The organism is Vibrio sp. B1REV9 (assembly GCF_905175395.2).
GTDB lineage: Bacteria > Pseudomonadota > Gammaproteobacteria > Enterobacterales > Vibrionaceae > Vibrio > Vibrio alfacsensis.
Genome location: NZ_CAJIMW020000552.1, coordinates 13,355 through 27,713 on the forward strand (window position 1 = coordinate 13,355; position 14,359 = coordinate 27,713).

At 42.2% G+C, this 14,359-nt stretch carries 6 protein-coding genes and 3 pseudogenes; all 9 read right to left on the reverse strand.

The annotated features are described in order from the left end of the window. Nucleotides 1-89 precede the first annotated feature (89 nt). The 9 genes and pseudogenes from rmf to KHN78_RS04725 all read right to left on the reverse strand — a co-directional run bounded on the left by rmf (nucleotide 90) and on the right by KHN78_RS04725 (nucleotide 14,338). On the reverse strand, nucleotides 90-263 hold the full coding sequence (gene rmf, locus KHN78_RS04685; protein WP_005532367.1) for a ribosome modulation factor: 174 nt from the start codon (nucleotides 261-263) through the stop codon (nucleotides 90-92). Nucleotides 264-434: 171 nt separating this feature from the next. Continuing rightward, nucleotides 435-2,102 carry a DUF3466 family protein gene (locus tag KHN78_RS04690; protein WP_211920022.1) on the reverse strand — a complete coding sequence of 556 codons (1,668 nt, stop codon included), beginning with the start codon at nucleotides 2,100-2,102 and terminating at the stop codon, nucleotides 435-437. 7 nt (nucleotides 2,103-2,109) lie between these two features. Continuing rightward, the gene (locus KHN78_RS04695) at nucleotides 2,110-4,029 is read right to left on the reverse strand and encodes an ABC transporter ATP-binding protein (protein WP_211920023.1); all 1,920 of its coding nucleotides are present in this window, start codon (nucleotides 4,027-4,029) and stop codon (nucleotides 2,110-2,112) included. Then, a pseudogene (locus KHN78_RS04700) lies at nucleotides 4,007-4,206 on the reverse strand (glutaredoxin family protein). The gene KHN78_RS04695 and the pseudogene KHN78_RS04700 overlap by 23 nt, the downstream one beginning before the upstream one ends. A gap of 72 nt (nucleotides 4,207-4,278) precedes the next feature. Beyond that, nucleotides 4,279-6,403 (reverse strand): annotated as a pseudogene (gene rlmKL / locus KHN78_RS04705) (bifunctional 23S rRNA (guanine(2069)-N(7))-methyltransferase RlmK/23S rRNA (guanine(2445)-N(2))-methyltransferase RlmL). 510 nt (nucleotides 6,404-6,913) lie between these two features. Further along, nucleotides 6,914-7,456 carry a cell division protein ZapC gene (locus tag KHN78_RS04710; protein WP_211920024.1) on the reverse strand — a complete coding sequence of 181 codons (543 nt, stop codon included), beginning with the start codon at nucleotides 7,454-7,456 and terminating at the stop codon, nucleotides 6,914-6,916. Between the two features lie 164 nt (nucleotides 7,457-7,620). Then, nucleotides 7,621-8,631: a quinone-dependent dihydroorotate dehydrogenase gene (pyrD, locus tag KHN78_RS04715; RefSeq protein WP_211920025.1), complete on the reverse strand. Its 1,011-nt coding sequence runs from the start codon at nucleotides 8,629-8,631 to the stop codon at nucleotides 7,621-7,623. 438 nt (nucleotides 8,632-9,069) lie between these two features. Continuing rightward, a pseudogene (locus tag KHN78_RS04720) lies at nucleotides 9,070-13,921 on the reverse strand (NAD-glutamate dehydrogenase). Between the two features lie 198 nt (nucleotides 13,922-14,119). Beyond that, the gene (locus tag KHN78_RS04725) at nucleotides 14,120-14,338 is read right to left on the reverse strand and encodes a DUF2835 domain-containing protein (protein ID WP_211920026.1); all 219 of its coding nucleotides are present in this window, start codon (nucleotides 14,336-14,338) and stop codon (nucleotides 14,120-14,122) included. Between the last annotated feature and the right edge of the window lie 21 nt (nucleotides 14,339-14,359).

A 14,359-nucleotide genomic window follows, 5' to 3' on the forward strand; every position in this document is an offset into this window, starting at 1 on the left:
ATGTTCTGAAGCAATATCGTCTGCGCGAAACTAAATGCAGAAAAGGCTCATAATGAGCCCTTTCAAATCCTTCTTTTGTATGTGGAGAGTTATTTGTAGAGACCAGATTGTTTTTCATCTCTGGCATCACGCCAACCACCTAACCAATATGACCGAGCATCAATTTGCTGGTAAGGACAGGCCTCTTGAGACCTACCATTTAAACCAGCTTTGTATCCTTGAGATTGAGCTCGTTCTAGGCGATCACGCTTTTGTCTCTTCATAGTTAATTCCTCATACAGGTCCATTTACTAACGTACAGCTGTTATTGTGAAACTTAAATGGAGTTTTTATGACTCCAACTACAAGAATCGATCAGTTTATGAATTTTCTCAAGGCAAAAAAAAAGCACAGACTCAGATTTGTGAGCCTGTGCTTGAATTGAAAATTTCTGACTATTTTCTACGGAACCCTAACAATCCTAGCAATGTCAAAGCCCATAAACCAAGTCCCGCACCTTGACGGTCGACAGACTCACTTTCCATGCCACGTGGTTCTATCTTTCTTTCTGCTGCGTCAGCAATCGGTACCAGTTTTACTGCAACGACTTTCTCTAGCCCTGAACTGCCGTCGCCACATTTAGCGTTATGAGCCGTGCTGTTGTATCCACCTTGACACTTTAATGCCGTTGCAGAAATAACGCCCGCATCATTGATATCGCTTGCTTCAATAATGCGGTATTGATTGTTGTCCGTAGCTGCACCACCATTAGTGAGGTCATCTAAGAAACGAGGTTGAGAGCCGTACAACTCTTCATAACGCTTACCACCGTCTATGGAATCGGCTTCGAGTGTAGTAATGAATGCACTTTGTCTTCTTGGGGTACTGTCAATCTCTGGACGAGAATCGAAATCTGTCGTCCCGACTAATTCGTTAAAGTTATTGATTGAACCTACTTTAGTATTCGCGCCATCAAACAAGATGCCACCGGAGATGAATCTTGCTGTACGATCGTTTTCAACATCTTTTACGTAAAACAGGCGATTTGGATAAGCTCGTTTAAAACCACTACCACCTGCATAATACTTAGTCGTACCTACGGCAAGTTTATTTGCGTTCATCGTGTAGAGAATACTATTCTCATAGTTGTCTTGATCAGTACCAGCCCAATTCAAGCTATAAAAGGTCAGCTCTTCACTATTATCGGTTGGAACAACAAATACTGAAGCTCTAGGGTATTCGTCTTTATCGGCGTTATACCCAACACCGTAAATTTTATCACCAAGAACAGCAATGTCTCTCATACTTGCATTTGAAGTACGGCCACCGTCATATCCAGAACCACCATTCCAGTTATAGATACCATTTTGAAGTACAGAGGTTGGATTCGACTTATCAAACTTCCAAAAGGCTGCTTGTGAGGAACGAAAGCCAGGCTCAGAGCTGATTTCTGTAGAGATACTGCCTGCTACATAAACCGCATTATCAAGCTCTACTCGACCGAATGCTTGAGTACGTTTTTTACTTTCTAACTCTTGTGAAGCCAGAGGAAAGTTGCTTGTGAAAGCGACATTACGAATCTCTTCATGGTTATAATTACCCGTTACGCTACCATTTTGTGTAATTTGGGTGATAACCGTATTCGTGCTTTTATTTTTATAACCTTCCAACTCTGGCACGACGTAGGCTAAAGAGTTATCAAGTTGGCCATTAAGCTCTCTGCTATAGCCCAGATCGTATTCTCGTCTTGTCCAACTTTCATCACAATATGTGTCGTTGTAGTCTAAGAAAACATCACAATAAAATTCGAAGCCATCACGTCCATCAGTCAGATAGTCAAAACCACGCCCAATATTAAAAGGCGTTTCGCTGCGATAGTCGAAACCCGCTGCACCGTATTGCCTTGTTTCCAAACCCATTGGGTATTGGTCTACATTGGCATTACAATCAGACTTCCAACATGTCTCACCATCTTTTGACGCAGCAATTGCAACACCGTGAGTCTCTATGTCTCCCAACGGGGACGAAATCTCATAGACATTATACAGTGCCGCATTAGCATTCATCGCTGTGCCTACCATCAAAGCGACAGCGGTTAATTTGAATTTGTTTTTACAACTCATTGAATTCTTAACTATCCTGTTGCATTGCTTCGAGTTCTTCCCATCTCTCGAATGCGATTTCTAACTCCTGCTCTACAGCAGCGAGCTGTTCCAATACCGGTTGAGTTTGCTCTACAGATTTCGTGAAAAATTCAGGACTGTTCACTTGTTCTTGTAATGTCTCAATGTCCGACTCTAATTGTTCTAGTTTAGCTGGAAGAGCTTCTAATTCTCTTTGCAGCTTATACGATAACTTCTTCGAATTGTTCTTAGGTTGCGTAGTTTTGGGAGTTTCCTCAACCACTTTCTCTTTCTTCGCTGCTTTTTCAACCGAGTTACGCGAACTAAGCGCCTGTTCACGCTGCTGTTTTGCGTCGTGATAGCCGCCAACAAATTCTTCGATAACTCCGTTTCCTTCAAAGATCCAACTAGTGGTTACGGTGTTGTCAACAAACTCACGATCGTGACTCACAAGCAGCAATGTACCCTGATAATTGGCAAGCATTTCTTCTAAAAGTTCCAACGTTTCGATGTCCAAATCGTTGGTCGGTTCGTCGAGAATCAGTAAGTTGTTTGGTTTCAATAAGATACGAGCAAGCAAAAGACGATTTTTTTCACCACCAGAAAGTGCTTTTACTGGGGTTCTTGCACGTTTTGGAGCGAATAGAAAATCTTGGAGGTAGCTCAATGCATGACGTTGGCGTCCACCGACCATCACTTCCTGCTTACCATCAGCAAGGTTATCAATAACCGTTTTCTCAGGGTCGAGAATTTCACGGTATTGGTCAAAGTACGCCACTTCTAGTTTTGTACCGCAGTGTAGACGGCCTGATTGCGCTTCCAATTGACCTAGTAATAATTTTAGTACGGTACTCTTACCACAACCGTTAGGGCCGATAAGTGCGATGCGGTCGCCACGCATGATATTGAAGCTAAAATCATCAACAATCTTTTTACCATCAAAAGCAAAAGAAACATTTTCGGCTTCGAACACGATCTTGCCTGAACGTGATGCATCATCTATGTTCAAGTTGACTTTACCTTGAACTTCACGACGATCGCTGCGTTCTTCACGCAATTTTTTAAGCGCTCGAACACGACCTTCATTGCGTGTGCGACGTGCTTTAATTCCTTGACGAATCCAAACTTCTTCTTGAGCTAGTTTCTTATCGAACTCTGCGTTTTGCATCTCTTCAACACGCAGCATCTCTTCTTTATCAATCAAATACTGGTCATAGTTACCAGGGAAAGATGCCAATTGACCGCGATCTAAATCAACAATGCGTGTCGCCATGGATTTAATAAACGCACGGTCGTGAGAAATGAAAATGATCGAGCCTTTAAAATCTTTTAAGAAACCCTCTAGCCATTCGATAGTCGTTACATCAAGGTGGTTAGTTGGTTCATCCAATAGCAAAACATCAGGATCACATACTAGCGCACGTGCCAATGCAGCTTTTCGCTGCCAACCACCTGATAAATCGGTGAGTTTTGTTTCAGGAGTCAGTTTGAGGGCACCAAGAACGTTTTTTACTCGGTCATCAAAGCGCCATGCGTTTGCATGGTCAAGTTGCTCTTGAACTTTTGCAAGTCGGTTTATGTTTTTTTCGCTCGGGTCAACGGCAACTAGATCAAGAAGATCGTGATAGATCTTAAGGTGTTCGCCTACTTCGGCTAGGCCACCGGATACAAATTCGTAAACCGTACCCTCTTGATTACGTGGGGGATCTTGCTCTAGTCGAGAAACCACCACATCTTGAGTGATTTGAATTTTGCCATCGTCGAGGACAATGTCACCAGCAAGCACTTTCATTAATGTTGACTTGCCTGCACCATTTCGGCCGACTAAACAAACACGTTCGTTTTCTTGTAAAGCAAATTCTGCCTTATCTAGCAATGGGTGGTCACCAAATGCAAGTTGTGCGTTATGAACGGTAAGTAATGCCATTTTTATCCAACCAATGTGTAAGTTGATTTAAGTCGAACGGCCAGTTCAACTCAGATTCTTGAAATTTTAGAACGGGAATTGTGACGCCGTAACGAGAAAGAGTACGTCGTCAAACGCTATGTCGACGACGTGAGTTTGTTCGGCAAGACCCGTTTGTTTGACGAGGTCTAATGCCATCTCACAGAGATGGCATCCTTCAGTGCTGTATAATGTAAGCACGTTTAACATCCTTTTACTTAAAATCCTTATTTACTCTGCGTGGGTAACAAGCCAACAGTTGTGGATGTGTTTGTTACGTGAGAAATCTAACGGCAAAGTTTGGGAAGAAATATTTTGTGCTTTCAAACCTAACTCTGCTAATGCTGCTTCATCCATTTTGAAATGACGTTTATTGTTAGAGAAAACGATCGTACCACCATCACGTAACAATCGTTTTAGGTTCGTCATCAATTTAATGTGATCGCGTTGCACATCAAACGAGGTATCCATGCGTTTAGAGTTAGAGAACGTTGGCGGGTCGATAAAGATCAGATCGTATTCCCCTTTCGCGTTATCTAACCATTGCAAACAATCTGCTTGTTCGTAACGGTGTTGACGGCCCACACAACCATTGAGCTGCATGTTGTCTTTTGCCCAGTTTAAGTACGTATTGGACATATCAACTGTCGTCGTTGAGCGCGCACCGCCAACAGCAGCGTGAACTGTCGCACTGCCGGTGTACGCGAACAAGTTTAGAAAGTCTTTATTCTTCGCCATTTCACCAAGTCGACGACGAGTGATCTTATGATCTAGGAATAGACCCGTATCCAGATAATCATGCAAATTCACGATTAGTTGAACGCCGTACTCATTAACTTCTAAAGTCTGGGAAACTTGACCTAGTTTTTGGTATTGACTGCGACCTTTTTGCTTTTCACGAACCTTGAGCACTACCTTATTCGCTTCAACGCCCGTCACTTGAATCGTTGCGCGAATGATATCCGTTAGGCGACGTTTTGCTTTTTCTTCCGGTATATTTTTCGGCGCTGCGTATTCTTGAATCACGATTTGGTCTGCGTAAACATCAATAGCAACGTTGTACTCTGGAAGATCGGCATCGTAGATACGATAACAATCTAACTTTTCCTTTTTCGCCCACTTGCCAATTTTACCGATGTTTTTCTTCAAACGGTTTGAAAAATCTGGCGCTATTTGAGCATGAGTATCCGCACCTTTCACTTCATCGGAACTACGCTCAGCGATGCTATAGTTCTTCTGGTGACACGGTAACGCACCGTTGTTCAATTTAAACTGCTTATCTGCGCGCATACGTAAACAGCTAAGTAGTTCGTCAGAACTTGAGAAAATGGATGCTTTACAACCGCCAAATTCAGCTTTCAATTGGCCGCCAAATGCAGTGTACAGCGCAATCAAACCAGGCTCAGTTCCTAAGCGTTCACCGTATGGAGGGTTAGATACGATAACACCTGCTTCAAAACCTGCAGGACGAGTTAGCGTTGCTGCATCACCTTGAGTAAAGACAATCAGTTCTTCAACACCGGCACGACGTGCGTTGTCTTGAGCAACTTTCAGTACTTTTGGATCGTTATCGAAGCCAAAAAACTTAGCGTCAACTTTTTTTGACGCCACGGCGAGCCTGAACATTTGCTTCTGATTTTATTTCAGCCCAAAGCTCAGGTTCGAAGTCTTCTAATGCTTCAAAGCCCCACTGTTTACGCTTAACACCGGGAGCCATGTTCGCTGCCATCATTGCCGCTTCAATCAATAGCGTACCAGAACCACACATCGGGTCTAATAATGGTTGATGACCGTCCCAACCACAACGCATGATGATCGCGGCTGCAAGCGTTTCACGCAAAGGTGCACGACCCGACTCTGGGCGGTAACCACGTTGATGTAGACCGCTACCTACCATATCAACGCCCAAAATCGCTTTGTCTTTATGCAAACGTACGTGAACACGGATGTCTGGGTTTTCTTTGCTGATATTAGGGCGAGGTAGGCCTTTCTTCTCGAAACAATCAACGATACCGTCTTTTACTTTCATTGCTCCGTATTGGCTATTGCGGATCTCACGGTTAGTACCATTGAAATCAACGACAAATCGCTTTGAGCTATGGAACTGATTTACCCAATTAATCGAAGACGTCGACAAGTAAAGATCCATGTCGTCGTTACAAGTAAATTCCGATAAAACACGTACAAATCGAGACGCCAAGCGGCTCCACAAACAACAGCGATAGATTTGCTCTTTCGTTGCCTTAAATTTAACGCCTGCCTGTACTGGTTTTGCGTTTTCAATGCCCAGATTTGTCAGTTCTTCAACAAGCAAGTTCTCCATGCCATTTGAAGTTACCGCGAGATATTGATTCATAGTGTTCTTTCGCTGATAAAAAATGGCTTTAATTATACCTGACTTTACGATCAATGCCTCGTTTTTAAAGGTATTTTCATTTTGTTAGTACAAATACCGCCCAAACCGATGATCTGAAACTTACATCAAGTCTTTTACCAATCGCTAAAACCCTTTCCAAAACATTATCTCAATTTCATCGCTCAAATTAAAAGTGAATACTTATTTACATCAAAACTGGTATATACCAAATAATGAAATTGATCGTAATTTTATTTCAAATTGCTCTTATAGGGGAACTAATGCTGTGAAAACAATCAATCGGAAAGGTGAAATCGGTACGAATTAGATTGAATAATTTGAGATAATAGTGAGCCAGCTCATGATTGATTGATGAGTTTTCATTCAAGTTTCAATGTGACAATGATTCAAAAACTGGAAGTTTGATTATATGGGGGCAAAAAAAAATCGGCCTATCTGGCCGACTAATAAAAACAAAGGAACGAAATTATGAGTAAATCAAAAGGAAAGCTACCCGACCATCGCCATCGGAGTCAGAATAAACAGATGGTTAGCACAGCTCATTCGGTCATGCATAACCTTAATCGGTTGCCCAAACTGCAAACACTTGTTTCCATCGAGTAAAAACTCATCCTGCCCTACGTATGCACATAGACTTGATGAATCTCCAGCCTCAAGAACGATAAAAACACCATCTGAGTATTGATTGTTTAAGAAAACCATATCGCCCTCTTCTGGTTCGTGGCCACAAGATTGAGCATCGAAAAACCAGCTCTTTGGTTGTACCGGTTTATGGAAGCGCTTGGCGGCAACACAATAAAGTGTCAGCTCAGCTTGGCGATATTCATTGATGTCCAAGCAGCGTATTCTTTCGCTATAGGTTTGAAATGCGCTGGCATCATCAACGGTAAATTCATTATGTGAGAAAGCACAGTTGACCAACAACTTACGGCTAAGGTTGGTTTGGAAGAGCATATCCTCTCCCAAATCCAGCATTAGATAAGTGCTTTGCTCATCAAAATACCAATTCCATTTGTCGCTGGGTTTAAGCATGATTCCGTTCTCTTTTGATTCATTTGATCAGTAGTAAGAGGTAAGACGCTTAATTACCTTCTCATAATTTCAAATTTTACAAATGAACGGCCAAAAAAAAAGAGGAAACCATATCCTCTTTTTTAGTAACAAGCGTCGAATTCTCAACGAGTTAATAGCATGTATTATAGATTCTTAACGATATCACGTACTAAGCCAGGACCATGATAGATGAAGCCTGTATAAACTTGCACCAATTGCGCACCTGCCATCATTTTCTCTTTAGCGGCTACGTAAGAGTCAATGCCACCTACCCCAATGATCGGAAGTTTATCGCCTAGTTGCTCATGAAGCTTACGAACAACTTCTGTCGAACGTAATTGAACAGGACGGCCACTCAAACCACCCGCTTCATTCGCGTGCTTCATACCTTCAACAATTGTTCGATCGAGCGTTGTATTAGTTGCAATAACACCATCGATGTTGTTCTTCACTAATGAGTCACAAATTTGAACAATTTCATCATCAGTTAAATCTGGCGCAATCTTAAGAGCCAGTGGTACATACTTACCATGTATTTCTGCAAGTTCTGACTGTTTTGCTTTTAGTTCAGAGAGCAATTCATCAAGCGCCGCACCGTATTGAAGAGAGCGAAGTCCCGGAGTATTTGGAGACGAAATGTTCACCGCAATGTAGCCTGCGTATTCGTACACTTTCTCCATACAAATCAGGTAGTCTTCTGCACCTTTCTCGATTGGTGTGTCTTTATTCTTACCAATGTTGATCCCGAGAACGCAATTAAATTTCGCTTTCTTTACGTTTTCAACAAGATGATCGACACCTTCGTTATTGAAGCCCATTCGATTGATAATACCCTCTGCTTCAAGAAGGCGGAACAATCTTGGTTTGTCATTACCTGGCTGAGGTCGAGGTGTTACTGTACCGACCTCGATAAAACCAAAGCCCATGGCATCAAAAGCTTCTATACATTCGCCATTTTTGTCCAAACCCGCAGCTAAACCAACAGGATTACGGAAAGTGAGTCCCATACATTCTACTGGACGATTTGGTAATTGTTGGCGATAGAATAAATCAAGTGGTGTGCCGTTAAAGCGCTGGAAGTTTTGAATTGCAAGATCATGTGCCTTTTCGGCATCAAGTTGGAAAAAGCCAGTTCTGGCTAGACGGTAGAGCATTGTGCCTCCGAAAGAAAAAAGCCCCGTGTAAACGGGACAATATTATTTACCCTTTTCCAAAGTAATTCAATGAAAATGATTGAATTCTGCAAAATAACATATAACACCAGTATTATTTCATCAAAATCATAAGGTTAGTCTTACTTCTCCAATGAATTTTTGTTATTTATCTTTGTTTGGCAAACGATTTCCTCCATAAAAAGCACCACTATTAGTGACAGTGTAACTAGTCGATTAGGTACAATCCATCGTTATAAGCAACTAGTTATAAACGATTGGTTATAAACGATTGATTATAAATAATCTATTTGGTCATAAAAAAGACCCCCAATAATTGGTGTCCAACTATTGGGGGTCAGTTTAATACTAGGTTTCTATCTATTTACGTTCAATTCTATACATTCAAGGTTACACATCTAGATGGATAATGGTGCAACACTAGGAAGACGAATCACTAGATGAGCAATTGAGGTTTAAAAGCACCAACTCACGTAACGCAACTGAGAATTTAGCAAACTCGTGTACAGAACCAACTTTAAACTCATTAAGTATGCTCTCCCAACGTTGCAAAGAAGGCTCATTACTTAACATCCAATCTTCAAGTGCTTGCATCACATCTAACTCTTCAACTGCACAACCACAACTCAATACTTGTGCCGTCAACTGACGTTGTTGCCAATCAAGATCTTCCCTAAATGCGGCTCGTGCTAATGCTTGCCAGTTGTTATCAACAGCTTGACCGTTGATCTGTTTTAAGAACCAGTGCAATGATAAGCGATCGCCCAAGTTGAAATATAACTTCGATGCTTGCTCAACCGTTTTTCCTGTCTCGCTTGCAACCGCCGAGATATCAAGAGCAGATTGGAGGCTTGAAAGACGAGCAACATGGTGCGCTAATCTCTCTTCTACCCCATTATCAATCCATTTTTGAGCCAATTCATTGTGTTCTTTAACTTCTGATTCAACGAGCATCTGGTCGAGTGTTTTAGTAATCACATGCACATCCTTTTTGTACATGTCGATTAACTCACTGACTCGACTTTTCGCGCTACGATTGCGTAACAACCAACGAGAAATTCGACGCAATGCACGACGAACATAAAACATGATTTCATATTGGGCCTGTGCTGTCGCAATATTATCTAGTGCTCGCGTTTGTTGAAGAATCTCTGCAAGCTCAAAGATTTCACGGCTTGCACTATAAGCATTTGCTATATCTACAACCGATGCCCCTGTCTCTTCTTGCAATCGAGTAACGAAGTTGCAGCCCATCTCATTCACCATCTGATTCGCAAGCGCGGTAGCAATAATTTCAGCACGAAGTGGATGTTGATTCATCTGCTGCTTGTAGTTACGGCGTAACTCACTTGGGAAGTACTCAACCAATTGTTTAGCATGGAAATCGTCATTTGCGATTTCATCAACGGCCAGTTGCTCTTTGAGGACCATTTTTCCATAGGCAACGAGAACAGATAGCTCAGGTCTTGTCAAACCTACGCCCTGTTTTTCTCGTTCAATCAGTGTTTCATCATCAGGAATGTACTCTAACCCGCGATCCAAATACCCGGCTTTTTCCATAGTATGAATAAAGCGCATTTGCTCTTTGACGATGCCTACGCCTTGTTGTTCAGTCACGGAAATAGATTCAGATTGTCGATACGCGTCATCCAATACGATTTCGCCGACTTCGTCCTCCATAGATTCTAGAATTTGATTACGCTGCTTAACGGTAAGATCGCCGTTTGAAACTAGACCATTCAAAAAGATCTTAATGTTAACTTCGTTATCCGAACAGTCTACGCCACCTACGTTATCAACAAAGTCCGTGTTTACTCGTCCCCCTGTTTTGGCGTATTCAATACGACCCAACTGTGTCATGCCCAAGTTACCGCCTTCACCGACGACTTTGGCCCTTAAGTCGCGCCCGTCAATACGCAGCACGTCATTCGCACGATCACCAACGTCGGTATGCGTTTCACTAGACGCTTTAACATAGGTGCCGATACCACCATTCCAAAGCAGATCCACTTCCATTTGTAAGATCATCTTAATGAGATCATTGGGCGCTAAAGACGCTTTTTTAGTCCCCAACATTTTTTGGATTTCCGGTGTTAACTGGATTGACTTAGAACGTCTGGAGAAAATACCACCGCCCTTAGAGATCAGTTCTGCGTTGTAATCTTCCCAACTCGATCTTGGTAAGTTAAATAAACGATCGCGCTCTTTCCAACTGATCGCTGAATCTGGATTTGGATCAATGAAGATATGCATGTGGTTAAACGCAGCTTGAAGACGAATATGCTTCGAAAGTAGCATCCCGTTACCAAATACGTCCCCCGCCATGTCACCAACACCGATAACCGTGAAATCTGTAGTTTGGCAGTTAATACCCATTTCGCGGAAGTGACGTTTAACCGATTCCCAGCCACCTTTAGCAGTGATGCCCATCGCTTTGTGGTCGTAACCATTAGAGCCACCGGATGCAAACGCATCACCTAACCAGAAATTGTATTCAGTAGAGACTGAGTTAGCTAAATCAGAGAATGTTGCTGTACCTTTATCAGCAGCAACAACCAAATATGGGTCATCTTCGTCGTGGCGAACAACACTCTTAGGTGGAATGATTTCACCCTCTATGATGTTATCAGAAACATCGAGTAGTGCTCGGATAAAACGTTTGTAACAGCGCTGACCTTCAGCGAAAATTTCATCGCGGCTCGTTAGTGTTGGCTGACGCTTGCAGACAAAGCCGCCTTTCGCGCCGACTGGGACAATAACCGTATTCTTAACTTGTTGCGCTTTAACCAGACCAAGAATCTCCGTACGGAAGTCTTCTTGACGGTCTGACCAGCGCAAACCACCACGTGCAACCTTTCCACCACGTAGATGCACACCTTCGATATCCGGCGCGTACACAAAGATTTCAAAGGCTGGTACTGGTTGAGGAATATCTGGGATTTCACTTGGCTTCATCTTCAATGATAACCAAGGTTTTGGCTGCTTATCTTTATCAACTTGATAATAGTTAGTGCGAAGCGTGGCCATGATCATATCCATATAACGACGGATAATACGATCGTCATCTAAGCTTTCTACATGATCTAACTGCTCAGTAATTTTTTTAATGAGATCTTTTTGACCTTTCTCGCTTCCTTTGTGTTTCGGATCGAAACGCTTAACAAATAGCGATACCAGTTCGGTTGCCAAATCTGGGTAGTGACTTAGGGTTTCTTCAATGTACTGTTGACTAAATGGAAAGCCAACCTGGCGCATGTATCGAGCATAAGCACGTAGAATTGATATTTCACGGCCAGATAATGACGCTCCTAATACCAAGCGGTTAAAGCCGTCACTCTCTAAATCTCCAGCCCAGATTGCCGCGAATGCTTGTTGGAAACGATCACGGGCTTCACGAAGATCAACGGTTTTCTCGCTCTTATGAAGCATTGAGAAATCGAGGATCCAAAACGTTTGTCCGTTGTTTTTTTTCGATCTCATAAGGTGATTCACCGATCACGCGCAGACCTAAATTTTCCAACATCGGCATGACGTCAGATAAGTGGATTGGCTCATCACGATGATACAGTTTTAAGCGTACCGCTTTTGAATCTACCGCTTCCTCTTGAGGGCGATAAAACAGCATCCCAAGTTTATTCTCGTCACTTAATGCTTCTAAGCGCTCGATGTCCGCAACTGCAGAGCCTGGCATCATGTCTTCTTTATATGAACGAGGGAACGCGCTCATGTACTCTTTAGATAGTGGAAGCCCTTTACTTTCACCAAAGTTGGCAATAATAGATTCTTTAAGGCGGTCATCCCAAGAGGTCGATACTTCCATCAAGTTTTGCTCAATTTTTTTCACATCTACATCTATATTGTTGTTGTCTACACGAACAATGTAATGGGTTCTCGCAAGTGGGCTCTCTGAGAAAAATGTTGTAAATTCAACCTCTTGCTCACACCCAAAGTACTGTTTAAGAATGCGTTGAGTTTCTTTTCTCAGCTCTGTGTTGTACCGGTCTTTCGTCACATACACCATGCAGCTAAAGAAGCGTCCGAATGGGTCTTTACGAACAAACAAGCGCAATAAATCACGGTCTTGCATTTGAACAACGCCCATTCCTACCTCCAATAGCTCCTCTTCTCGAGCTTGAAGAAGTTCATCTCGTGGGTAGTTCTCTAAGATATTGTGCAGAGCTTTATAGGAGTATGAGCCTAGGCGATAACCACTTGCCTCAAGAATGCGTCCAACTTTTTCACGAATAAGAGGAATGCTTTGCACGGCTTGGTTGTAAACCGCTGACGTATAAAGGCCAGTGAATCGGTGTTCTCCTATCACTTTTCCATTTTCATCAAACTTCTTCACTCCAATGTAGTCGGTATATGCCGGGCGGTGAATCCTTGAAGCTTGATTGCCTTTAGTGATAATCAGTGCATATGGTTTTTTTGCCTCTAGACGAGCAGAATCTGATAGCTCAGATAATTTAATACTACGAACTCGTTTCTCATCAGCAAACAGCCCTAGCCCTTTCTCTTTTGCAGGACAGAGTTCATTGTCTCCATTGATACTTGCAAGATCGTACTCTTTGTATCCCATGAAAGTGAAGTTATGATCACCCAACCAGCGCAAATATTCGATCGTCTCATCTAAACGATCTGTGTTCATAGAAACACGATCTTTGTTGTTTTCAAGATCATCCGTTACGATCTTTAGTTTGTCGACCATTTTTTTCCAATCATCAACCACTAGACGCGTGTCGGAAAGAATTGAAAGCAACTCCGCTTTAAGGGTAAGCATTTCATCTTTACTCGTGAGTCTGTCAACTTCGATATGGAAAAGTGATTGAAGAATGCCGCTTTGACCATTTACATCCGTTACTTGGCCTTTTTCACCACGTTCCAGTTGCGTTGGGTTGTTTAACATTAGGTGCGAAACAAGATCGAGACGATTCAATGCCATCTTAATTGAATCGACTAAGAATGGACTATCTGGAACAACAATTTCCACAATAGTATGTGTGGACTGCCAACCTTGCCGACTTACCGTTGGATTAAATACCCTTACGGAAATGTCTGCTGGTTTTTTTTCATTGATATGGTGCCAAAGGCTGACAACAGCACCATAAAGATCAGATTCATTTCGCTGAATCAAATCATCATCAGCAATGTTACTAAATAAGTGTTGAGCAAGTTTAGTTACAAGCGGTTGGTGAGAAAGCTCGAGTTTGTCTTGAATCAGTTGGTACACCTTTTCAAGCAGAACCGGCACTACATTTTCACGCGCGGTCATATTCACACTCCACATTAGAATTGTTGTTTTGTAGGGGGACTCAGTTCAGGTATTCATCCCGAATCTAAGCATAGGTAATGCATAGACTTATTGTAAAAGGTTAATTACAAATGTTTAACAACTATTCGTAGTGGTAAGAGGTGAAATGTTTGATTATGTGACTAAGATTCCTGTTTAACTCTCTAGTAATATTGGGCATCACAGAGTTTCTAACTTGAGAAACTTATTATTTTGGTCAGTTGTTAGCCTAAAATGGCCTCGAATACCTAATTGACTAAGAAATGGTCGAAACTTCAGTGCTGGTAGTTGCAATCGCAAGCCGTTGTCGGTAATGACTTGAACCGAACTTGCCGCACCATTGTAATGTGAAAGAAATGTTTGATATGAAATATTGAGGGAGAAATGGTATTGGTTCATATTTCGAAATTACATAAAAGT